Raw genomic sequence first — 23,329 nt, 5'->3', positions numbered from 1 at the left:
TTAAAACATCTTTTGTGACCATCCTAATTTACTGGAAAGATTATTAAAGTAATCATAATCTTTAGTGTGAATTAAATTAAATTGATAAGCTGAACGGCGAATAATCACATCTTGGCTAGGTTTAACCGGCAAAATAATTTGGCTGTCACAAGCAATATTTAAATCCAGTGCTGTGGTCGGGAATTTAAGATGAATAGGCTCACCACTATTAATAACCAGTGGCCTAACCGATAACGAATGCGGGAACATTGGTGTAATAATTAACGCATCTAAATGAGGTGCCAGGATTGGACCGCCAGCTGATAAAGAGTAAGCGGTAGAACCTGTAGGTGTAGCAATAATTAAGCCATCGGCACGTTGTGAAAAAGCATTACGTTCATTAATATATACATCATAATCAATCATATGGGCAACTGTATTGGGGGTGACCACAATCTCATTAACGGCAAAACCAGAATTGATTAAGGCACCATTATCATAAATGGATACTTCCAGTAAAAACCGAGGATCATCATCATAATCACCGGCAATAACTGGGCTTAACTGTTCAATGACCTGTTCGTGCAATATATCAGTTAAAAAACCCAAATTACCGCGATTTACGCCAATTATCTTGATATTATAATGTGATAAATAGCGAGCTGATCGCAACATATTACCATCACCACCGACCACAATGGCTAGATCAGCTTGTTTACCAATAGTATCTAATGAAGCATACTCACTAACCGGAAAGGTGATAAATTCGGCTAATCTGTCTTCGACTAACACGCGAATTTTTTGTTTAACCAGCCAATCATAAAGCACTTGATGGGTTTCAATTGCTTCTAATTTACGTGGAACTCCAATTAAGCCAATACATTTAAATGGTTTATCCATAAAATATTCCTGTAATATTGCCGATTAACTTATGTATTTTTTCACCAAAGATTAAAAAAACACTTATCAATATACCGATAAACTTGTAATAATAAAAATTGTCCCCATAATAACTCTAATTCATTAAGTTTTCGACTACATTTGGAGTACCTTATGACAGAGCAAGATAAGAACATGTCAGAAAATGAAAATAACAATCAAACTGTGACAGAAGAGCCTACCGAAAAAGAGGCACCCGCAGAACCGAGTATTGATGAGCAATTAAAAGCTAAAGATGCTCGCATTGCAGAGCTTGAACAAGAATTACAACTAGCTAAGAAAAATGAAAGTGAAGCCATGATCCGTGCGCGCGCTGAAATTGATAATGTACGCAAACGTGTGGAGCAAGATGTGGATAAAGCGCGTAAATATGCGTTAGAAAAATTTTCCAATGAATTATTACCAGTGATTGATAATTTAGAGCGGGCATTAGAATCAACTGATAAAAATAATCCAGAGCATCAAGCCACCGTTGAAGGCTTAGAGCTCACGTTAAAATCATTTTTAGATACGGTGAAAAAGTTTGGTATTGAAGTAGTTAGTACCGATAACTCTCAATTAAATCCTGATGTACACCAAGCAATTAGTATGGTTGAGTCGCCAGATCATCAATCCGGGCAAATCGTTAATACCATTCAAAAAGGTTATACCTTAAATGGTCGCTTAATTCGCCCAGCTATGGTAATTGTTGCTAAATAACTGTTTTGATAGGTCTACCGCCACCACTAGTGGCGGTTAATTTTATTTATTTTTCTGCTCTTCCCGAGTCATTTTTTTCATTTTTTGTTCGATGCGTTGACGTTTTAGCGGCGAAAGATAGTCAACAAATAACTTACCTTTTAAATGATCCATTTCATGTTGAATACAAATAGCCAGTAACTCCTCAGCATCTATTTCGTACGCCTCACCATGACGATCAAGGGCCTTGATTTTAATTTTTTCAGATCTCGGAACAAATCCACGGCAATCTGGTATGGATAAACAACCTTCTTCAATACCTGTTTCACCTTCTTGACTAATGACTTCCGGATTAATAATCACATAGAGTTGATTTTTATCTTCTGATACATCAATTACAATAATTTGCTCATGCACATCCACTTGTGTAGCTGCCAGCCCAATACCATTTTCAGCGTACATAGTCTCAATCATATTATCAATGATGGTTTGTAGCTCAGGGGTAAATTGGGTAACCGGCTTTGCAATTTTGCGAAGTCGTTCATCAGGAAAACGTAATATCGGTAAAATAGCCATAAATTCTTCGATCTACTCCTCAAAAATAAGGTTAATTAAATTTCGTAATCATTGTAAACATTTATCTTGTTAATGAATAGCTTTTGTTAGCTATTGGTCAAATATATCTTACCAATTTATGGTTTAACACTTGTTTAAAATGAATATACAAAGACTATGATGAGTAAATATGAATTTTTTCTACGAATTTCAATACTAGGCATTGGAAAAATTGAGATCTTTAAAAGAATCGGTGAACTTTTTGAGAAAGGGTTACCTGAACAACTGCCTGATGTGCCGTTTATATTAACTAGTTTAGGATTATCTAATAGTCAACAGTCTCGCTTCTTTGAAGTGTCTTATCTACACTTTGAACCCATGCTTGATTGGTTAAATAATTCTAATCATCAGAATAGTATAATTGCTTATTGTGATGTAGATTATCCGCCTTTACTTAAGCAAATTAGTTCTCCACCTTCGTTGTTATTTGTTTCAGGTAATCGGCAATTATTACATTCACCACAAATTGCTATGGTGGGGAGCCGTGAATTTAGCGAATATGGTGCCCAATGGGGGCGCTATTTTGCTGGTGAATTAGCCATAAATGGTTTGACAGTAACCAGCGGTTTAGCCATTGGTATTGATGCAATTTGTCATAGAGGCGCGCTAGATGTGGCGGGTTATACTGTCGCTGTTTTAGGCGGTGGTAATGCTAATATTACCCCGAGATCTAATTTGAGATTGGCTAATGATATTTTGCAGCAAGAAGGTACGATTGTGTCAGAGTTTCTGCCATTTGAGGCTGCCAGGCCGGAATATTTCCCGCGGCGTAATCGGATCATTAGTGGCTTGAGTTTAGGTACTTTTGTTGTTGAAGCATCAGAAAAAAGTGGTTCACTAATCACCGCTCGTTATGCCCTTGAACAAAACCGCGATGTGTTTGCCTTGCCTGGCGATATTGATAATGAAAATTGTAATGGGACTCACTCGTTAATTAAACAAGGTGCTTATTTAGTGACTAACCCAACTGACATCTTAGAACATTATTGCGGTTATTTATCTACAGTAAATAAGCAACAACATCAAACTAGCAAGCAGGCGAATAGTATTTTATATCCTGAAATTTTTGCAGTTATTCATCATCAACCTATTTCCATTGATCTTATTGCTGAACAGGTAAATTTAACTATTCCAGAGGTAACCAGTAAATTATTAGATATGGAATTGGAAGGACTGATCAAAACTGTAACCGGTGGTTATATTCGTAACCGCACTTTATAAATATTGTTGTCAAGATGTTTCCTGAGACATATACGTTTGAGTATAAAAACCGCTGACAATCATCACCAGCGGTAAGCAATATTTTTATTTTTCTTCGACTTCAAGTGCTATTTCGGACAAGATGATACCGGTATTGTCGGCATACACAAAATCACCAGAAAAGAAGGTTACCCCACCAAAATTAACGCGAATATCAACTTCACCAACGCCCTGATCATCAGCTCCAGCAGGGATTGCGGCTAATGCTTGCACACCGATTTCAGCTTCAGCAAGGTAATCAACTTGACGGACGGCGCCATAAACAATAATACCTTCCCATTGATTTTGAACGGCAATATCAATCAGTTCAGCATCAATTAATGCTCGACGGACTGAACCACCACCATCAATAACCAGGATTTTTCCGGTGCCATCAGATTGTAATACTTCGTATAGTAAACCGTTATCTTCAAAGCACTTAACAGTTACAGCTTGGCCTGAAAATGATGCTACTCCACCAAAATTACTAAATATCGGTTCAACTACGTTAACATCTTCCGGGTAATAATCGCAAAGTATTGAAGTATCAAACTCCATCATCAAGTCTCCTTTTGCTGTCGTATTTAATTTAACCTAGTATACCGCTAACAGTGAGTAACACGATATAAAATTTAAATAAACGTGAGCTAGCTCAAAATAATACCCAAACAATAAAGTAAATTAGTCAATAAAGCAAGCTTAACCATCTGTAATAATAGTGGTGCAGCATCTTTGGATGAATTAAACGTGAAAACCGCATAAATATGTTTAACTAATAACGGCAACGTTAATATAAACAAGCCACTGCAAAGGGTATGTAAATAGAAGTAGGCAAATATGCTAAGTAAGCACCATGCGAGTAATAATAAAAATAAATGATAATAACGACCAACGGTATTACCCATTAATACCACTAATGTGCGTTTATGATTGCGACGATCACTATCAATATCGCGTAAATTATTAATATTAAGTACCGCCACTGATAATAATCCACAACCAATAGCCGGTAACCAAATAAAGGCTGGTAATGATTTAGTTTGCAAATAATAACTCCCCATTACACCAACTAAACCAAAAAAAATCAGCACTGATAAATCACCTAATCCAATATAACCATACGGTTTTTTACCCACAGTGTAAGTTATAGCGGCGACAATAGATAATAATCCTAATAATAAAAAACTGAACAGTTCATAGATATTTTGACAGGCTAATATTAACAATCCCAGTCCGGATAAAATACACAAAAGAGTATTGATACATAATGCTATTTTTAATTGTTTTAGATTAATTAAACCTAGTTGTATTCCCCGAGTATGGGCAATAGGATTGGCATCATCACTGCCTTTAATGGCATCACCATAATCATTAGCTAAATTAGATAATATTTGTAATAAAGAAGCAGTAATCAGCGCGAGAACCATGACTAACCAATGAAATTGTTGTTGCCAAAAAGCCAGAGCATTACCTACAAAAATAGCAGATAAAGACAGGGGTAAGGTTTTTAATCGTAAACTGATCATCCATGGGTAAAATTTCATCTAAATCTAACATGTTATTTCTGTTGATAAAAATTACTAATCATCATAACAGGAATACAAACATGATTCACGTGCTGTAATCAAAATCATTTTTTATCCGAACTTTTGGTTATTGCCCAGGTTAATTATAACTAATGTTTAGTATTTAGCTGTTTTATTTGATTGAATTTCTTAATTTTGCGGAAAAATTTTCTTACCCGACCTTCCCTTAAGGCACAAATAAAAATGCCCATACAGCTATAAATCAATCCTAGCAACAGGATCATAAAGATATTTAGTAAATTATCCGATAAACTTATACCCATTTGGTTTACTCCGGCAATCATATTGGTTGCCCATGTTGATGGCAGCAAATATGAAACAAATTGTACCCAAAGTGGCATCGCATCAATGGGCCAAATAGTGCCTGAAAGGTAGAAAACTGGTGTAGTTAAAAATGCCAGTGTAAGATAAATCATCTCGGTACGGCGTAAGCATTCAGTAACCAATTTACTTAACCCCATAACACCAATTAATAGAGGAAATGTCATCACTAAAATTTCTGGAATACTGGCTAATTGGCGATAGCCGAGTACCCAAGGCCATAAACCAAATAATACAATTGATAAAAATAACCAAATTGGAATTAAACCACATAAACTACCAAAGACAACAATTTTAGGAGGTTTACCCTGAGGTAATGAGCTTAAGGTTATATTAGTTCGAGTCGCGGCAATTAAAAACGAATGTTGCAATAACATCACTAATAAACCAGGAAAGGTAATTGCGGCAAAACTTATTCCGGCATTATAAAGAGGCTCAGTCTGACCATTGATTGGTGATAAAATAATATTAATTTGTTTGTCAGAAAAACCACTATTACGCATTATCTTAGTATTGATATCAGTTAAAATCTGCTGATAAATTCCTCTTAGATCAAGCTGTATTAACCCATTGGCTAAACGACTTGATGCATCCCCGTAAGCTGGGATAGTAATTTCTTCGCCATTTAACAATTTTTTTTCAAAATTTCTAGGAATAGTAATAACCGCAAAAAGTTTACGGGTATTAATATCATCGTAAGCTTGTAATGAGCTTTCATACATAGAAATTTCAATTTTAGTACTGGTATTTAATGATCGGATTAAGCTATGACTTGCGGGTGTATGATCAAGATCCACAATGGCTACAGGTAAATTAGTGATAGTTCCATTACTATAAACGAGGCTCATTAGCGAAACTGATAATAGCAATAATAACCACATTGGTCGTCCTAATAATAAGAAGAATATTCTTACAAATGAAGACCAAAATATTTTAACCATCCGAATATTACCCTCTTACTGCGAATGTAAACGTCTAACAAGACGTTTTCTGACTAATACTGTGATAATTATTGGGTAGACCATTAAAATACCGCAAGTTTTTAATACTGATAACCAACTAGAATGACGTAAAAATAGATCAAACAGTTTATTGAGTGCATAGGTTAAAGGTTCTAACGATGAAATAAGTCTAGCGATCCACGGCATGGAAAGTTCGGGCACCACAATACCAGAATAGGTTAATGCCAAGCCAACTAATACCCCAATATAGGTGTAGGCATCAATTGGCGTTTTGGTAAAGGTATACAGTAAGATACCAATGCTTTGAGCCGCAATCACATAGAAAAATACTACAATTATCATCGCAAATGGCGAGCCTGAAACTCTGGCTTTTGAAAAGAATACTAACATAGCAATTTCAAAAATGAGCAACATTGTAAACCAAATGGTATAAGGTGCTAATTTACCTAATACGAAAGGATAGTTAGGGCGAGTACGCTTAGGTAGTTGCGCTAAAATATGGATGGTTATTGTAACCACAAATAACTGTAGTAAATGTACAACTGCGGAAAATTGCTGGAAATACATTGAATTACCACTGGCATTAAACAACCCATCATAATTAAAATTAACTTTAGCTAAAGGTGGTACAGTTAGCCCAATGCTAGTTGCCATGGTGGTTCGGTATTGCGTATTCAACGTCGCAATTAATCCTGAATAATCCATAATTGAATATAAACCAGCACTGTAATACAAGGCGTTATAATAAAGCATCGGTGTAGGTTGACGGCCGGCTAATACATCAGCTTCAAAATTAGATGGAATATAAAGTATTGCGTAAATTTTAGCTTTTTCAAGATCGCGTTTGGCTTGGGTGAGTTGATTATCATAATTGATAAGATCAGCATGCGCAGCAGCATTAAGATCACGGACTATTTCACGCGATAAAATACTTTTATCCAGATCGATATACCCCACAGGTAAATCAAATAGTACCCCACGGTAAAAAATACTGCTGATTAATATGAAAATAATAAGCGGTAAAATCCACATTAACCAATGGAAAGTGAACCGCCTAAATATTGTTGGTATTTCATCATTAAACGCATCTTTAAAACGATGGTAGAAATCCAACATTAATTGTCTAATTTCCATAATGAACTCATACCTGAACGCAATCCGTCAACAGGATTAATAGGATATAATCTAACTTCAAAAGTTTTTAAATCAAAATCACCTGTGGCACGAGTAGCTCGTTTAGTGGCATAATCACCCATTGGAGCTATGTAGCGAATTTCTGCTTCAACTTCTTTATGGCCTAGTGCTGGTACCTCTAATTTGACGCGGTCACCTTTGTGAATATTGGGCATAATATCTTCACGCAGATTATAGACAAAATAAGCTTGAGGTAGCCGGATTATGGTTAATAACGGGCTGTTAGCATTAAATAATTCACCCACTTCAGCTGGGATTGCCCCAACTTCCCCTTCTACTTGCGCTTTAACTTGTAAATCATCATATTGAATTTGCAACTGTTTAAGTTGTTCTTCTGCTTCTTGTAATTTTGCGGCATAAATTTCACGTTGTTCAACACGATCACCATTTTTAGCTTGATCTAAATTAGCTTGCGCTGATTGTACTTGTTGAAAGGCGGCATCACGAGTTTTTAGGGCATTATCTAATATCGATTGTGATACGAATCCTTTAGCCGCAATGGCTTTATTACGATTATATTCTTTAGTAGCATTATCATAAGTCACTTTAGCTTGTTGGAGCAGCGCTTGGTAATAACGAATACTTTCTTCGCGGGTACCATTATCGGAAAGTGCAACCTGTGCTTGAGCTTGATCGCGAGCAGCCTCGGCAGCTTTAACTTGAGCTAATAATTCAGGACTATCAAGAGTAATTAAAATGTCATTCGGTTTGACATCATCCCCACGATTTACATGAATAAGTTGTACTCGCCCTTTAGCTTTAGACGCGACATTGACATTAGGCGCATCGACTTCGCCTTGTAGTATAAGTTGGCTATTATGCGAACGTATTAATATTGTCATTGAAATTAAAATAACAATTAACGCAATAATAATAAAAGTTTTTTTATTCATAAAATTCTATTATAGAGTGATATTAAATGGGTAAGACAAAGAGAGTTAAGATAATTGCATGTTGAATAGAAATAACACACGTAAATTATTATCGATCGCATTATACGGAAAGAACGGTATCTATACAAGTTAAGTCAATTTTAATTCAAAAAATTAACGTCAGATTTATATCTTATCATCAACTTCATTCTTACTATCTAAAATAGACTAATATAAACATTAAGTTAATTTCAATAATTGTAATCTATATGTTTGATAGCTTTCATTTATAAATAAGATTAGTCAAAGAAATAGATAAAAACCTACTTATTTAGTATGATATTCGCAATTAAATTGAAAAGGTAAAATTATGAAGAAAATAATTATTATCGGTGGTGGGGCTGGTGGTTTCGAACTAGCAACAGAGCTTGGTGATAAATTAGGTAAAACCAACCAAGCCGCAATTACTCTTGTTGATAAAAATAGTTATCATCTCTGGAAACCTTTATTACACGAAGTTGCCACTGGTGTGCTTGATGAACAAGTTGATAATATTTATTATGCTTCGCAAGGGCAACAACATTATTTTCAATTTACCCAAGGTACTTTCACTAATATTGATCGTGAAAAGAAACAAATTAGTTTCTTAAATATTAAAGATGAAACCATGTTTATGGATTACGACATTTTAGTACTAGCAATTGGTAGTACTTCAAATGATTTTGGTACCCCTGGGGTTAAAGAACATTGTATTTTCTTAGATGATCAAAATGCAGCTATTCGTTTACGTGAAACCTTAATTGCCAAATTCACTAGTTTTTGTTCCATTGTTGATGAAAAAGAAATCAAAGACGAAGATAAAATCCATATCGCTATTGTTGGTGGTGGGGCTACAGGGGTTGAATTAGCCGCAGAATTACCACATATGGTTGAAGCTTTTGGTGCCTGTGGACGTAATAAAATGTGTTCTGATCTTTTAGTTGTTTCAGTAATTGAAGCCACTGATCGAATCTTGCCAGCATTGCCCGCAAAAACTGCAGCCAGCATTACTCAAACTTTAAAAAACCGTGGGATTCGTATTTTAACCAAAACTATGATCACTAAAGCTGAAAGTGATGGCTTTTATCCTAAAGAAGGGAATATTATTAAGGCCGATATAATGATTTGGACTGCTGGGGTAAAAGCGCCTGATTTTTTAAAAGAGATCGCTGGTTTAGAATCCAGCCGTTCGAACCAACTCGTTGTTAAGCCAACTTTACAAACTACCCGCGATGACAATATTTTTGTTATTGGTGATTGTGCTTATGCAATGCAAGACAATGGCCATGCTTCACCGGCAACAGCACAAGCTGCTCAGCAAATGGCAAAAGTTTGTTATGAAAATATTGTTAGACTTTTAAATAATCAATCATTGAAAGTATTTAAATATGTAGATAAAGGAACAATTATTACGCTGCATGATACCGCACAAGGTGTGTTAAAATTAATTGGCAAAAATGAAATGAGTGTTAAAGGACGTTTTGCTTTAATGATTCATCGGTTATTGTATCGTATTCATCAAGCTAGTTTGCTTGGTATTTACAAAACAATTCGCTTTGTTAGCGCCAGTAAATTTATGTATAAAACTAAATCTTCATCTATTTTTACCAATAGAGATTAGTGCTTGTATTAAAAAATAGTTAGTTACTTATTATTATTAATTTTATAAGTAACTATTTTTTTTATATAATTTAGTATAAATAAATTTCGTTTGTAGATAATCATTTATGCGTTTAATTTTGCTAATATTTGCACTATTTACTAGTTTTATTAGTGTAGCTAGTTATAACCCCCAAAATGGCGATATAATTTTTCAATCTTCGCAATCACGACAAAGCCAAGCCGTTGAGCAAGTAACTAATTCTCCATACAGCCATATGGGTATTATTTTTATTAAAAATGGCCAACCTTATGTTTTTGAAGCTATTAATAAAGTAGTTTATACACCATTGAATAATTGGATCGCACGTGGAAAACAGCAAAATTATGTAATCAAACGTTTAAAAGATCATAATTTATCTAATAATGAGATAGATAAACTAAAGCAAGTTGCTAGTACTTTTGAAGGTAAGCCTTATGATATCTGGTTTGGTTGGGATGATCATTATATTTATTGCTCTGAATTAGTCTGGAAAATTTACGATAAAGCACTTAAACTAAGAATTGGTCGATTGCAAACTATCAAAGAGTTTAATCTTTCCTCTCCTTTAGTTAAAAAAATCTTGAAAGAGCGTTATGGAAATAAAATCCCTTATCAAGAAACGGTTATTTCACCTGCATCTATGTTTAACTCTCCTTTGCTAATAACCGTTGATAAGCAATGGCAGTATTAAAATAACATTAAATTTTTTACTGGTGCAAAACTTTTACGATATAAATGATTAATACCATGTTCTGCAATTGCCGCTAAATGGGCTTTGGTTGGATAACCTTTATGTTGAGCCAAACCATATTGTGGGTATAACTTATCTAATTCAACCATTTCACGATCGCGTGTGACTTTAGCCAAAATTGAGGCAGCACTAATTTCTGCAACTAATAAATCACCCTTAACAACAGCTTGGCTTTGCATGCCAAAATTAGGGCAACGATTACCATCAACTAATACAAAATTGGGTTTAACTGCTAAACCAGTCACAGCACGCTGCATTGCCAGCATGGTTGCATGTAAAATGTTTAATTTATCAATTTCGGCCACCGAGGCTCTGGCTATAGACCAGGCTAAGGCATTTTGTTGGATAAGATCAAACAATCGTTCGCGTTTTTTTTCGGTTAGTTTTTTGGAATCAGTAAGACCAATAATCGGTTTATTGGGATCTAAAATAACGGCCGCGGTAACAACATCACCACAAAGCGGACCGCGACCTACTTCATCTACCCCAGCAATAAGTGTAGCATCAGGGTAGATAAATTCTAGCAACAAGTTGCAACTCCTAAAACATCAAGCACAGCTTGTGCCGCTTGTTCGTCAGCATTACAACGTATTTGCTGGTGCAAAGAAAGAAATGTTTGTTGCAATGCCGCATTATTGCCTTCTAAAAAGGGGATAATATGATTGGTAATGTTTTCGGGTGTACAATCTTGTTGTAATAACTCTGGTACAATTTCTTTACCGGCTAAAATGTTAGGTAAAGAAACATAAGGTGTTTTAATTAATTTTTTTGCCAACCAAAAAGTAAATGCTTTCATTTTATAACCAACTACCATTGGGCATTTAGCTAACATACATTCTAATGCTACTGTACCGGAAGCTAGGATTGAAGCATTACTAGCGATCATAGCTTCGCGCGCATGCCCCATTAATAATTGCATATCAAGTTCTGGGGTAATTTCGGCTTTGATTTGCTCAAATTCTTCCTGCCGTTTAGCGTTGACTAAAGGTACCACAATATGTAAATCTGGATAACGTTGTTTTAATAATTTTGCTGCCAGTAAAAAAGGTTGGGTTAGTAATGTGACTTCAGCATGACGGCTACCAGGTAGTAAGGCTAAGCAACGACCATTAATGGGGATGCCTAATTGTTGCCGCATAGCGGTTTGATCTGGCTCTAGAGGCACATCATCTGCCATTTTGTGACCAATAAAACGACAGGGTACAGCAAATTTATCATAAAAGGCTTTTTCAAAAGGCAAAAACGCTAAAATAAGATCGGTATTACGCTTAATTTTAAAAACACGTTTTTGCTTCCAAGCCCAAACTGATGGACTAACATAATGAATGGTTTTAATGCCAGCCTGTTTTAGTTTACCTTCTAATGAAAGGTTAAAATCCGGTGCATCTATGCCGATAAAAATATCAGGTTTGAGTGCAATTAAACGTTTAGTTATATCTCGTCGTATTGCTAAAATGTGGCGTAATCGTCCCAAAACTTCAACAATACCCATAACCGATAATTCTTCCATTTCATACCATGCTTGGCAACCTTGTGCTTGCATTTGTGGCCCGGCAATACCAATGAATTGAATATTGGGATAGCGATTTTTGAGAGAACGAATTAAACCCGCACCGAGAATATCGCCGGAGGTTTCTCCGGCGACTAAAGCAATAGTTAATGGTTTATTAGTCATTAACGAATAATGCCTCGAGTTGAACGAGAGAAAAAGTCAATGAACAACTGCACTTCAGGGTATTGTTTGGCAATAGCTTCTATTTCGAGTTTGGCATCATCTAATGCTAAGCCATTTCGGTAAAGGATTTTATAAGTATTACGAATCGCTTGTAAGGCTTCTTTACTAAAACCTCGGCGTTTCAAACCCTCATAATTAACGCCATGGGGAGTTGCATGGTTTCCTTGCGCAATTACATAAGGGGGAACATCTTGAGCTACACCGGAACAACCACCAACCATAACATGTGCGCCGATTACACAAAATTGATGAACGGCAGTCATACCACCAATAATAACGAAATCATCTAATTGAACATGGCCACCCAGTGTTGCATTATTGGCTAAAATACAACGACTACCAATTTGGCAATCATGGGCAATGTGTGCATTAATCATAAATAAATTATCATTACCAATGCGAGTTAACTCACCACCTTGTACGGTACCACGGTGAATAGTTACACTTTCGCGAATCATATTACGATCGCCAATTTCGGTACGCGTAGGTTCACCACGATATTTTAGATCTTGGTTTACCTCTCCAATTGAAGCAAATTGATAAATCTGATTGTCTTTACCTATTTTAGTATGACCATTTATAACTACATGCGATTTTAAAAAGGTTCCATCACCAATTTCAACATTTTCACCAATAAAACAAAAAGGACCAATTTTGACGTTATCGCCAATTTTGGCACCTTTTTCAATCACTGAACTTGGATGTATATCCGTTGTCATAGCACTTCCTTAATACTGTTTTCGGAATTGTTAAAAACAAACATTATTTACGCGCACACATCATTTCGGCTTCACAAACCAATTTTCCATCAACAGTTGCAACACCATGGAATAATGCAATACCACGACGTTCTTTAATATATTCAACATCTAGTACAATCTGGTCACCTGGTACCACTGGTCTTTTAAAACGCGCTTTATCTATAGAAGCAAAATAATATAGTTGCCCAGGCGTTAATTCTTCAATGCTTTTAAATGCCAAAATTCCGGTTGCTTGAGCCATTGCTTCTAAAATTAATACACCTGGGAAAATTGGTTTATTAGGGAAGTGACCTTGAAAGAAAGGTTCATTAACAGTGACATTTTTGATGGCTTTTAACGTTTTACCTTTTTCGTAACAAAGCACACGATCAACCATTAAAAATGGAAAACGATGAGGTAATAAACTAATGATTTCTTCAATATCAAGAGTATTAAGTTCGGTAGTCAAAATAGCTATCCTTTTACATTATTTAAAATAAACTTTTGCTATTATACTGAGGATGCTACTTTCACTCAAGAATGATTTAAATAACCTAATTTTATAGCAATTAAACTGTTAGTTATACGTTAAAGTAGCTTTATTAAATAAATGATTTGTAAATACTATATTATCCTATATTAAATCATATATAATAAATCGAATATTTAGCTAAAAAGTTTTTTTACTTGGAGAGGTAGCATGAAATCATTGATTAAAATGACATTAGTAAGCGGCGCCATAGTGTTAGCATTAGTGGGCTGTGATGATAAGAAAAATAGTTCAGCAGCATCAAATAAAGTAACCATCTCTACTGATGCACAAAAAGAAGCTTATGCATTAGGTTCATCATTTGCTTCTTATATGAAATCAAATTTAGAACAAAATGAAATTAAAGCTGATTCTGAATATATAATAAGTGGTTTTAATGAGACATTTCGAGATGCATCTCAATTATCTAAAGACGAAGTTAAAACTGTACTAGAAACATTTGGGAAACGTATTCAGGAAGAAAATAAAGCTCGTTTTGAAAAAGAAAAAGCAACTAATACTGAAGCCGGTGACAAATTCCGCGCTGAATTTGCTAAACAAGCAGGTGTTAAGCAAACTAAATCCGGGCTACTTTATCAAATTATTCAAGAGGGTTCTGGACGCCATCCAACTGCTGATGATACAGTTATTGTTCATTATACCGGTACCTTAACTGATGGGCGTAAATTTGACAGTTCTTATGACCGCGGTGAAACAGCAACATTTCCACTTAATGGTGTAATTAAAGGATGGACCGAAGGAATTCAATTAATTGGCGTTGGTGGTAAAATCAAATTAGTAGTACCACCAGATTTAGGTTATGGCGATCAAAGCCTTCCTGCCCAAGACGACAAAGTCGGAATTCAACCAGCTTCAACATTAGTATTTGAAGTTGAGTTACTTGGTATTGATGGCGACAATAATAGTAATGAAAAAGAAGCAACCGAATCAAATCAACCAACAAAATAATGTGATTATTCCATTAAATTATGCAATTGTGGTTATGGGTCCCGCTTATGGGACCCAATCTGCCTATTGTGCTTATCAATTCACACAAACACTTGTAACTCAAACCGCACATACAATTAAAAATATTTTTTTTTACGCGGATGGCGTTTATAACGGTAACAGCTATACCGATCCTGCTAATGATGAATTTGATTTAGTTTCTGCATGGCAACAATTAGCCGAAACGTATTGTTTCCCATTAAATATTTGTGTTGCCGCCGCTCAGCGACGTGGCATTATAGAACAAAATCTTGCTAATCATTTTATATTAACCGGACTTAGTGAACTAAGTGAAGCAATGGCTATTTGTGATCGGGTTATTCAATTTTAAAATGAAGGCTGTTAAATGAAAAAAGTCGCAATTATTATTAATACTCCTCCTCATGGCAATGCCAAAGGTAGAGAAGCACTAGACATTGCTTTAGCTATGTCGATAATTAATCATATTTCAGTATTTTTTATAGGCGATGGTGTGTTGCATTTGTTACCCAATCAACATCCTGAAAATATTTTAATGCGGGATTATATTGCTACATTCAACATGTTGGAATTATATGATATTGAAGATGTTTATGTTTGTGAATCTTCACTTACTGCGCGAAATCTTACCCATGCCACACTTAATATTCCTAATAAAGTCATTAATACTCAGGCTTTACAACAATTATTTGCTGCTCAAGATGTAATCTTACGATTTAATTAAATTACCATTCAAAACCTATCCTTAATTTAAAGTAAATTTATATTATTTAATAAAGCTGTATTTATTTACAGTATTTTTATTGTTATACTGGCATTAATTTTAACTGGTCTTATGTATGAATTTACTATGATAACCCAATTAACCATTAATAATTTTGCGATAGTTGATCAGCTATTAGTCGATTTTACTACCGGCATGACTGCCATAACAGGTGAGACTGGTGCCGGTAAATCGATTGCAATTGACGCATTAGGATTATGTTTAGGAAACCGATCTGATGCTTCATCTATTCGATCTGGTGCTGATCGGGTGGACATTTCTGCTAATTTTATACTTGATGACACCCCAGCTGCTTTTTCTTGGTTAGCTGAAAATCAACTTGATGAAGGTAACGAATGTATTTTACGTCGCGTTATTAATCAAGATGGTCGTTCTAAAGCATTTATTAATGGCCGTGCAGTACCTATTTCACAATTAAAAGATTTAGGGCAAATGCTGATTCAAATTCATGGGCAACATGAACATCAACGGCTGTTGCGTAGTGACTATCAACAATTGCTATTAAATCATTATATGAATGATCCAACCCTACTTGCGCAAATGAATCAAGCTTATAAACAGTGGAAAGAGGCATGTCGTGCTTATCAACAATATGAAGCAGCAAAACAAGAACGTGATGCCCATATACAACTGTTGCAATATCAATTAAAAGAATTAAATGAATTTTCCCCTATTGAAGGTGAGTACCAACAAATTGATGAAGAATATAAACGATTATCTAACAGTGAACAATTAATTAATCTCAGTAACCAATCGATAATGTTATTAGAGGAAGCTGATGAATATAATGTCAGCAACTTGCTCAATAGTGTCAAAAACAGTGTTCAAGAATTATCAGAACTCGATCCTACTCTAATTAATATTTATAGCATGTTGGAAGAGGCATCGATTCAAATCAAAGAAGCTAGTTACGAACTACGTCATTATAGTGAAAATTTAGAAATAGATCCTGAGCGAGTCATGCAACTTGAACAACGATTATCAAAACAAATAACACTAGCGCGTAAACATCATGTTGCACCTGAAGCCTTACCTGAATTATATCAAAACCTATTAGCCGAATTTAAACAGTATAATCAGCAAGATGAACAAAATGAACAATTAAAAGAAGATATAGCTAAATACTATGTAATTGCTTTAGAAATAGCCAACAAATTACATCAAAAACGCTTAATCGTTAGTAAAACTTTAGCGAAAAAAGTAACTACTATTATGCATGAATTATCAATGCCAAATGGTCAATTTAGCATAGACATAAATTTTAATGAAAATCGCTTAAATGAAGACGGTGCCAACCAAGTTACTTTCCTAGTTAGTACTAATGCCGGGCAAAATATGCAACCACTTGCCAAAGTGGCTTCTGGCGGCGAGCTGTCTCGAATTGCATTAGCGATTCAAGTATTAACTGCGCAAAAAATGGATACCCCGGCATTAATATTTGACGAAATTGATGTGGGCATAAGTGGCTCAACCGCAGCTAAAGTTGGGCAGTTGTTAAAACAATTAGGACAATCAACTCAGGTAATTACAGTTACACATTTACCTCAAGTTGCTGGTCATGCTAATCAACATTATTTTGTAAGCAAACAAACTAACGGTAAACAAACTACAACTGATATGCAACAATTAGATAATAGTGGGCGCTTGCATGAATTGGCGCGCTTGTTAGGTGGTGATAAAATCACCGCGGCAACATTAGCCAATGCGAAAGAGCTACTTATCATCTAGCTTAATTGTGGTAATATAACGCTTTCAGTTTGGGCATGAAGGAAGCTTGATTATGAATTTATCTGGTAAACGTATTTTATTAGGGATCACGGGTGGCATTGCTGCTTATAAGTGTCCTGATCTGGTTCGCCATTTAAAAAAAGCAGGTGCACAAGTACATGTGGTGATCACTGATTCAGCCAAACATTTTGTAACACCAATGACCTTACAAGTAGTATCAGGTAATCCCGTTGCCAGCGATTTATTTGATCCTTCTGCTGAGCTATCGATGAGTCATATTGAACTCGCTAAATGGGCGGATCTACTATTAATAGCTCCCGCTACAGCCAATATTATAGCTAAAATAGCTAATGGCATTGCTGATGATTTATTATCCACTATTTGCTTAGCGACTTCAGCTCCGATTATACTAGCACCAGCAATGAATCAACAAATGTATAAAGCGCCGGCAACTCAGCATAATTTGGCTACATTAGCTTGCCGCAATATTTTAATGTTAGGCCCTGAAAACGGTTATCAAGCATGTGGTGATGTTGGCCCTGGCCGTATGCTTGAGCCGAGTACTATTATTGAACATATTAATAATTATTTTTTATCATCGGCAAAACTTACCGGTACCTCTATCACTATTACCGCTGGGCCAACGGTTGAAGATATTGATCCAGTACGTTTTATCAGTAACTATAGCTCAGGGAAAATGGGGTTTGCTATTGCTAAAGCAGCGGCAGACATGGGTGCTACGGTAACATTAATCAGTGGACCGGTACATTTAGATACCCCTAATAATGTGACTCGGATTGATGTAAAAAGTGCTAAAGAAATGTACAAAGTGGCGTTAGAGCAAGCTAAAAAATCCAATATTTTTATTGCTTGTGCTGCAGTGGCTGACTATCATGCCGCCACAATTGCTGCGCAAAAAATCAAAAAAACTGATGATAATAATGAACTAGTGATTAGATTGGTCAAAAATCCTGATATAGTTGCTGCGGTGGCAGCACTAAAAAAACAACGTCCTTTTGTAGTTGGATTTGCCGCTGAAACCAATAATGTTAAAACTTATGCACTTAAAAAATTAACCAGTAAAAACTTAGATTTAATCTGTGCTAATGATGTCGCCAATAAAACCATTGGTTTTAATTCTGATCAAAATGCATTAACCCTTTATTGGCAAAATGGTGAACAAAAGTTACCATTAAACAGTAAGAATATATTAGCCCAGCAGTTACTTGAAGCCATCTTAACACTATATAAAGTGAGCAGTAATGAAAAGAAAAATTGATATTAAAGTTTTAGATAAACGTTTAGGCAGTGAATTTCCACTACCAACTTATGCAACTGAAGGATCCGCGGGTATTGATTTACGTGCTATGTTTGACAAAACCACAGAAATTAAACCCGGGGAAACCATTTTAACTCCAACGGGTTTATCTATGCACATAGCAGATCCAAACTTAGCAGCACTGGTCTTACCCCGTTCAGGACTTGGTTCTAAAAATGGTATTGTGCTTGGTAATTTGGTTGGTTTAATTGATTCTGATTATCAAGGGCAATTGTATGTACCGCTTTGGAATCGCAGCCAAACACCTTTTACTATAGAAGCGGGCGATCGAATCGCTCAGTTAATTATTGTGCCAGTTATTCAAGCAGAGTTTAATATTGTTGATGAATTTACTGAATCTCAACGTGGTGAGGGTGGCTTTGGACATTCGGGTAAAAAATGATTGTGAACATCAAAAATAAAAATCGCAAAGAAGATATTTTACAAGCTTTAGCAACTATGCTGGAATCTAATGAAGGAACCCAGCGGATCACTACGGCCAAATTAGCTGCAACTGTCGGAGTTTCCGAGGCAGCTCTTTATCGCCATTTCCCTAGCAAAACTAAAATGTTTGAAAGCTTAATTGCTTATATTGAAGATATTCTACTTTCAAGAATAAATGTGATTTTACAAGACGAACCCAAAACTTTCACTCGGTTACAACTTATTTTAGCCTTAATATTAGGTTTTTCAGAAAGAAACCCTGGATTAACTAGAATTATGACTGGTCATGCATTAATGTTTGAGCAAGAGCAATTACAAGATCGCATAAGTCAGCTATTCGAAAAAATTGAAACCCAAATTAAACAAGTTTTACGTGAAAGTAAAATTCGTGAAGGCATAACTTTTACTACTGATGAACGCATTTTATCTAGTCAGTTATTAGCCTTCTGTGAAGGGATGATGGCCCGTTATTCTCGTTCAAATTTTAAATATCTACCAACAACAGATTTTGATACTCGATGGGCTTTATTAGCCAAACAGCTAGTTTAACCGATTCAATAAAATTATAGTTAATTCTTCGTTTACCGATTGTTGAGGATAATAAAATGAACATTGAAAATATTTTCAATCAGATACTCTCTTTAGTAGATAAGTATGATGGGGTTGTACTTAGTTATATCGCTCATTTATGCTTTGCTATAATTATTTTCATGATTGGTAGGGCTATTGCCAGATTTATTGGTAGTCAACTAAAAAAAGTTTTAACTCACCGCAAAGTTGATCCTACCGTAGTAAAATTTGTTAGCTCATTAGCCTACTACGCAATAATTGTCATAACCCTGGTGGCTGTTTTAGGGCAATTAGGGGTACAAACTGCATCGATAGTAGCCGTAATTGGGGCTGCCGGCTTAGCCGTTGGTTTAGCATTACAAGGTTCTCTCTCAAATTTTGCCGCTGGCGTTATTTTAATTATTTTTCGTCCTTTTAAAGTTGGCGAAACAGTTACCATTAATAATCAACAAGGCATTATTGACTCGATACAGATTTTTTCAACTACCATTATTACCCCTACCAATGAACTGGTGGTTATTCCCAATGGGCAAGTAGTAAGCGCCAATATTACCAACTACACCCGGTTACCGGAAAGGCGTTTAGATCTTGTGATTAATGTCGGTTATGATTCCGATATTCAAAAAGTTTATCAAGTTCTAAAACAAGCAGTGAACGAAACAAACAATATATTAACTAGTAAAGAACCGACTATTCGTTTAGATATGTTAGATGCTTCATCAATGAATTTTAATGTATTAGTGTGGACTTTAAATGATAACTATGGCCCGGTAAAAGGTGAATTACTTGAAAAAATTAAAAATAAATTAACTGAAAATGGTATTAATATTCCATACCCAACCATGGATGTTAATGTCAAAAGTAACCAATAACCATCTAGCTTGACAGCTCCGTTGACAAGGTTCAACGGAGGTTATCGACAAAATAATGTTTGCTTAAATTTCTTGATCCATATTTAAAGCTGGTTTTTCACAGTTTGGATTACCGACTATTTTAGCAGGTACACCAGCAACTGTAGTATGTTGTGGGACAGATTCTAACACCACCGAACCCGCCCCAATTTTGGCACCCTTACCAATTTCTATATTACCTAAAATAGTAGAATGTGCGCCAATCATAACACCTTCACGAATTTTAGGATGACGATCACCATTTTCTTTACCTGTTCCGCCTAAAGTGACTGATTGCAAGATAGAAACATCATTTTCAACCACTGTTGTTTCCCCTATTACAATGCCAGTAGCATGATCAAACATTACCCCAGATCCAATTTTAGCTGCCGGGTGAATATCAACGCCAAAAACAATAGCAATTTGACTTTGTAAAAATATAGCTAACGATTTACGATTTTGCTTCCAAAGCCAATGCGCAATGCGATAAGCTTGCAGCGATAAAAAACCTTTATAATAAAGCAATGGCGTTGAATAATAATTAGTCGCAGGATCACGAATATAAACTGCGATAATATCAGTTATGGCTGATTGAATAATACTTTGATCTGCTTGATAAGCTTGCCACGCTATTTCTCGGATCTCAATGGCCGGCATAACTTGTGTCGCAAGTTTATTTGCCAAAATATAACTTAAGGCACTATCTAAATTATCATGATTTAATAATGTTGCATGAAAATAACTAGCCAACATAGGTTCACTTTCAACAAGTTCCGATGCTTCTTGTCGAATGGTTTGCCATAACATATTTGGATTAACGATGTTTTTTTCAATTTTCACCACAAATTCCTATCCACAAAATGAATGATGTTTACATTGTTTCGCAAACTCTTTGCAGAAGCAAGTTTTCCGCATAAATATCTTAAATAAAATACGTAATAGTTTAATAATCATCTAGTTATCATATGCTCAAACTTGATAATGGTTACTTTTATCACATTTTTCTATTCTACCGCTTACTACAGTACAATTACCCTATTATGCCATTGGTGAACAAACTACATTGTATGTTATAACCAGTAAAAAATAAGGAGACTACTTATATTGTATCTCCTTATTTACCAAGAATATTTTTCTCTTTAATATAATTAACTCACTGTCACAAAAACAATAAAATCAAACAACGAATTACTCATAAATCGATTTTAACTGCCAGCTGTCTAATTTTATAATTTTGGCGGTACCATTTTCGGCAAATAAATTCACTTGTCGTTTTGCTGGTAACTTTGGATAGATACGACTAGAAAAACTATACAAATCATTATTAACAAACACCTCAACTGAAGAAACATCAACATAGATGTGTAAACATAACTTTTTAGTTTTTGGTAACCGCACACTACGATAACCTTTTAAGTCAAGTCCTGAAAAGCTTCTATCAAGTATTATTCGTTGTGATTGTAAATCAACATATAGTAAAGTAGCTTGTTTGCCATCTGGGGTTGCTGCAAGTTGTAAACCAAAGCGTTCAGCATTACTTTGCGTCATATCAAATTCAACTATTAACTCACAGTTAATTGATTCAATAGCAGTATTTTTTAATTGATCTTTGACAACGATATCCACTAATGACTTTGACTTTTCTCGAAGTGTTTCAAGTTCTTTAATCGGGCGATTACGTAAATGATTATTACCATCTAGTATTAATTCACGTGGAATAGTAAAACACCCCCGCCATTTATCTTGTTTGCTTGGCGATTTTGACTCCCACATATCCATCCATGCGAATACAAGCCGCCTGCCATCTGCAGCTAAAAAAGATTGTGGCGCATAAAAATCATGACCAAAATCCATTTCTTGAAAATGTTTACTAATTGTAAACTGTTGTCCTGGACGCCAATTACCAACAATATAACCAGACTGAAACAGATTGCGGTACTTATAGCTTTTTGCTTGCATACCTTGAGGCGAAAACATCAAGATCCATTTATCTCCCAGAGGGAAAAAATCCGGGCATTCGAGCATATAAACCTTGGGGTCAATATTACTTACTACAATATGGTCAAATGTCCAATGCCTTAAATCATCAGATCGATAAAGTAAAACTTGACCAATATTCTCAAGATCGCTTTGGCCGACAACCATCCACCAGTTACCATCTTGTTGCCAAACTTTTGGATCCCGAAAATGAACAATGCCTTTTTTAGGTTCTAATACAACTCCCTGTTTTTCAAAATGAACACCATCTTTACTTGTCGCTAGGCATTGAGTTTGATGAATGGCTTCAAACTTATCTTGTCCTTGTAAATAAACGTGACCGGTATAAAACAAACATAACTCATCATTATTAGCCACAGCTGAACCAGAAAAACAACCACTTTTATCAAATTCTTGATCAGGGGCTAATGCAATGGGTAGACGACGCCAACTAATTAAATCATCACTCACTGCATGGCCCCAATGTATTAATCCCCAATTTTCATCATAAGGATGATGTTGATAAAAAGCATGATACTGCCCTTTGAAGTAGATTAATCCATTAGGATCATTCATCCACCCAGCAAGGGGGGCTAAATGGAAATGTGGATAATACTGTTTGTTAGTGATGGTTTCTAATTGTTGAACTGCTTGATTAGCTTTCTTGATTGCCGTAGACATTGCCGCCCCTTTATCATCGCTTCTTAAACCAAATTTATAGTATAGTACAATAAATAATCTGTTAACGTTAACTGATAATGTAATTCTTAGAAAAGAAACGAAGATAATCACCATCCTTTCAAAGGATAG

At 35.4% G+C, this 23,329-nt stretch carries 25 protein-coding genes; 12 read left to right on the top strand and 13 right to left on the bottom strand.

The genetic code is table 11. The features are described 5' to 3' along the window. A complete protein-coding gene (nadK, locus tag A9G13_RS00275) occupies window positions 1-879 on the bottom strand; it encodes an NAD(+) kinase (RefSeq protein WP_065555638.1) in 879 nt (292 codons plus the stop codon). Window positions 880-1,032: 153 nt separating this feature from the next. Between nadK and grpE the strand changes: the two genes are divergently transcribed. Next, window positions 1,033-1,617: a nucleotide exchange factor GrpE gene (gene grpE / locus A9G13_RS00270; RefSeq protein ID WP_065555637.1), complete on the top strand. Its 585-nt coding sequence runs from the start codon at window positions 1,033-1,035 to the stop codon at window positions 1,615-1,617. A 42-nt stretch (window positions 1,618-1,659) separates the two neighbouring features. Here the strand turns inward: grpE and def are convergent, their stop codons facing one another. Next, entirely contained in the window at window positions 1,660-2,172 is a 513-nt protein-coding gene (gene def, locus A9G13_RS00265) for a peptide deformylase (RefSeq protein WP_065555636.1), read from the bottom strand. A gap of 156 nt (window positions 2,173-2,328) precedes the next feature. Here def and dprA point away from each other — a divergent pair, with 156 nt between their 5' ends. After that, the gene (gene dprA, locus A9G13_RS00260) at window positions 2,329-3,432 is read left to right on the top strand and encodes a DNA-processing protein DprA (protein ID WP_081301104.1); all 1,104 of its coding nucleotides are present in this window, start codon (window positions 2,329-2,331) and stop codon (window positions 3,430-3,432) included. A gap of 84 nt (window positions 3,433-3,516) precedes the next feature. On the opposite strand, the gene rraA is transcribed toward dprA, so the two are convergent. From rraA to A9G13_RS00235, 5 genes are all read right to left on the bottom strand, one after another. Continuing rightward, the gene (rraA, locus tag A9G13_RS00255; RefSeq protein ID WP_065555783.1) at window positions 3,517-4,008 is read right to left on the bottom strand and encodes a ribonuclease E activity regulator RraA; all 492 of its coding nucleotides are present in this window, start codon (window positions 4,006-4,008) and stop codon (window positions 3,517-3,519) included. Between the two features lie 89 nt (window positions 4,009-4,097). Next, a complete protein-coding gene (locus A9G13_RS00250) occupies window positions 4,098-4,994 on the bottom strand; it encodes a 1,4-dihydroxy-2-naphthoate polyprenyltransferase (protein ID WP_065555635.1) in 897 nt (298 codons plus the stop codon). 131 nt (window positions 4,995-5,125) lie between these two features. Beyond that, complete coding sequence (locus tag A9G13_RS00245) at window positions 5,126-6,298, bottom strand: ABC transporter permease (protein ID WP_065555634.1); 1,173 nt, start codon at window positions 6,296-6,298, stop codon at window positions 5,126-5,128. A 15-nt stretch (window positions 6,299-6,313) separates the two neighbouring features. After that, window positions 6,314-7,453, bottom strand: coding sequence for an ABC transporter permease (locus A9G13_RS00240; RefSeq protein ID WP_065555633.1), 1,140 nt, complete (start codon window positions 7,451-7,453; stop codon window positions 6,314-6,316). Continuing rightward, on the bottom strand, window positions 7,435-8,406 hold the full coding sequence (locus A9G13_RS00235) for an HlyD family secretion protein (protein WP_065555632.1): 972 nt from the start codon (window positions 8,404-8,406) through the stop codon (window positions 7,435-7,437). Before A9G13_RS00235 ends, A9G13_RS00240 begins: the two co-directional genes overlap by 19 nt. Before the next feature lie 349 nt (window positions 8,407-8,755). Here A9G13_RS00235 and A9G13_RS00230 point away from each other — a divergent pair, with 349 nt between their 5' ends. Both A9G13_RS00230 and A9G13_RS00225 read left to right on the top strand, forming a co-directional pair. Beyond that, window positions 8,756-10,045 carry an NAD(P)/FAD-dependent oxidoreductase gene (locus A9G13_RS00230; RefSeq protein WP_141670825.1) on the top strand — a complete coding sequence of 430 codons (1,290 nt, stop codon included), beginning with the start codon at window positions 8,756-8,758 and terminating at the stop codon, window positions 10,043-10,045. A 106-nt stretch (window positions 10,046-10,151) separates the two neighbouring features. Then, window positions 10,152-10,757: a YiiX family permuted papain-like enzyme gene (locus A9G13_RS00225; protein WP_065555631.1), complete on the top strand. Its 606-nt coding sequence runs from the start codon at window positions 10,152-10,154 to the stop codon at window positions 10,755-10,757. Here A9G13_RS00225 and rnhB read toward each other — a convergent pair. Genes rnhB through fabZ form a run of 4 tightly spaced genes read right to left on the bottom strand, consistent with a single transcriptional unit; the run spans window position 10,754 to window position 13,761 of the window. Next, complete coding sequence (gene rnhB / locus A9G13_RS00220) at window positions 10,754-11,344, bottom strand: ribonuclease HII (protein ID WP_065555782.1); 591 nt, start codon at window positions 11,342-11,344, stop codon at window positions 10,754-10,756. The two genes, A9G13_RS00225 and rnhB, sit on opposite strands and share 4 nt — an antisense overlap. After that, window positions 11,338-12,492, bottom strand: coding sequence for a lipid-A-disaccharide synthase (gene lpxB / locus A9G13_RS00215; RefSeq protein ID WP_065555630.1), 1,155 nt, complete (start codon window positions 12,490-12,492; stop codon window positions 11,338-11,340). The genes rnhB and lpxB overlap by 7 nt, the downstream gene beginning before the upstream one ends. Beyond that, on the bottom strand, window positions 12,492-13,271 hold the full coding sequence (gene lpxA / locus A9G13_RS00210; RefSeq protein ID WP_065555629.1) for an acyl-ACP--UDP-N-acetylglucosamine O-acyltransferase: 780 nt from the start codon (window positions 13,269-13,271) through the stop codon (window positions 12,492-12,494). Before lpxA ends, lpxB begins: the two co-directional genes overlap by 1 nt. Before the next feature lie 43 nt (window positions 13,272-13,314). Further along, on the bottom strand, window positions 13,315-13,761 hold the full coding sequence (gene fabZ, locus A9G13_RS00205) for a 3-hydroxyacyl-ACP dehydratase FabZ (protein ID WP_065555628.1): 447 nt from the start codon (window positions 13,759-13,761) through the stop codon (window positions 13,315-13,317). A 231-nt stretch (window positions 13,762-13,992) separates the two neighbouring features. Here fabZ and fkpA point away from each other — a divergent pair, with 231 nt between their 5' ends. The 8 genes from fkpA (at window position 13,993) to A9G13_RS00165 (ending at window position 20,524) form a co-directional block, all read left to right on the top strand. Next, the gene (gene fkpA / locus A9G13_RS00200) at window positions 13,993-14,790 is read left to right on the top strand and encodes an FKBP-type peptidyl-prolyl cis-trans isomerase (protein WP_065555627.1); all 798 of its coding nucleotides are present in this window, start codon (window positions 13,993-13,995) and stop codon (window positions 14,788-14,790) included. Then, entirely contained in the window at window positions 14,750-15,160 is a 411-nt protein-coding gene (gene tusD, locus A9G13_RS00195) for a sulfurtransferase complex subunit TusD (RefSeq protein WP_065555626.1), read from the top strand. The genes fkpA and tusD overlap by 41 nt, the downstream gene beginning before the upstream one ends. A 15-nt stretch (window positions 15,161-15,175) precedes the next feature. Then, entirely contained in the window at window positions 15,176-15,532 is a 357-nt protein-coding gene (gene tusC, locus A9G13_RS00190) for a sulfurtransferase complex subunit TusC (RefSeq protein ID WP_065555625.1), read from the top strand. 126 nt (window positions 15,533-15,658) lie between these two features. Further along, window positions 15,659-17,320 carry a DNA repair protein RecN gene (gene recN / locus A9G13_RS00185; RefSeq protein WP_065555781.1) on the top strand — a complete coding sequence of 554 codons (1,662 nt, stop codon included), beginning with the start codon at window positions 15,659-15,661 and terminating at the stop codon, window positions 17,318-17,320. A gap of 52 nt (window positions 17,321-17,372) precedes the next feature. Then, window positions 17,373-18,599, top strand: coding sequence for a bifunctional phosphopantothenoylcysteine decarboxylase/phosphopantothenate--cysteine ligase CoaBC (gene coaBC, locus A9G13_RS00180; protein ID WP_065555624.1), 1,227 nt, complete (start codon window positions 17,373-17,375; stop codon window positions 18,597-18,599). After that, window positions 18,583-19,041 carry a dUTP diphosphatase gene (gene dut / locus A9G13_RS00175; RefSeq protein ID WP_065555623.1) on the top strand — a complete coding sequence of 153 codons (459 nt, stop codon included), beginning with the start codon at window positions 18,583-18,585 and terminating at the stop codon, window positions 19,039-19,041. Before coaBC ends, dut begins: the two co-directional genes overlap by 17 nt. After that, on the top strand, window positions 19,038-19,631 hold the full coding sequence (gene slmA, locus A9G13_RS00170) for a nucleoid occlusion factor SlmA (protein ID WP_065555622.1): 594 nt from the start codon (window positions 19,038-19,040) through the stop codon (window positions 19,629-19,631). The genes dut and slmA overlap by 4 nt, the downstream gene beginning before the upstream one ends. A gap of 56 nt (window positions 19,632-19,687) precedes the next feature. Beyond that, window positions 19,688-20,524 carry a mechanosensitive ion channel domain-containing protein gene (locus A9G13_RS00165; RefSeq protein ID WP_065555621.1) on the top strand — a complete coding sequence of 279 codons (837 nt, stop codon included), beginning with the start codon at window positions 19,688-19,690 and terminating at the stop codon, window positions 20,522-20,524. A gap of 63 nt (window positions 20,525-20,587) precedes the next feature. Here A9G13_RS00165 and cysE read toward each other — a convergent pair whose 3' ends face one another. Both cysE and A9G13_RS00155 read right to left on the bottom strand, forming a co-directional pair. Continuing rightward, window positions 20,588-21,349 (bottom strand): serine O-acetyltransferase, encoded by a 762-nt coding sequence (gene cysE, locus A9G13_RS00160; RefSeq protein ID WP_065555780.1) that lies wholly within the window; start codon window positions 21,347-21,349, stop codon window positions 20,588-20,590. A gap of 381 nt (window positions 21,350-21,730) precedes the next feature. Continuing rightward, window positions 21,731-23,200, bottom strand: a complete 1,470-nt coding sequence (locus A9G13_RS00155; protein WP_065555620.1) for a glycoside hydrolase family 32 protein — start codon at window positions 23,198-23,200, stop codon at window positions 21,731-21,733. Between the last annotated feature and the right edge of the window lie 129 nt (window positions 23,201-23,329).

This window comes from Gilliamella sp. wkB178 (assembly GCF_001690705.1).
Classification (GTDB): Bacteria; Pseudomonadota; Gammaproteobacteria; order Enterobacterales; family Orbaceae; genus Gilliamella; species Gilliamella apicola_K.
The sequence above is the reverse complement of the archived record's forward strand: the minus strand, read 5'-3'. Positions and strand labels throughout refer to the sequence as shown.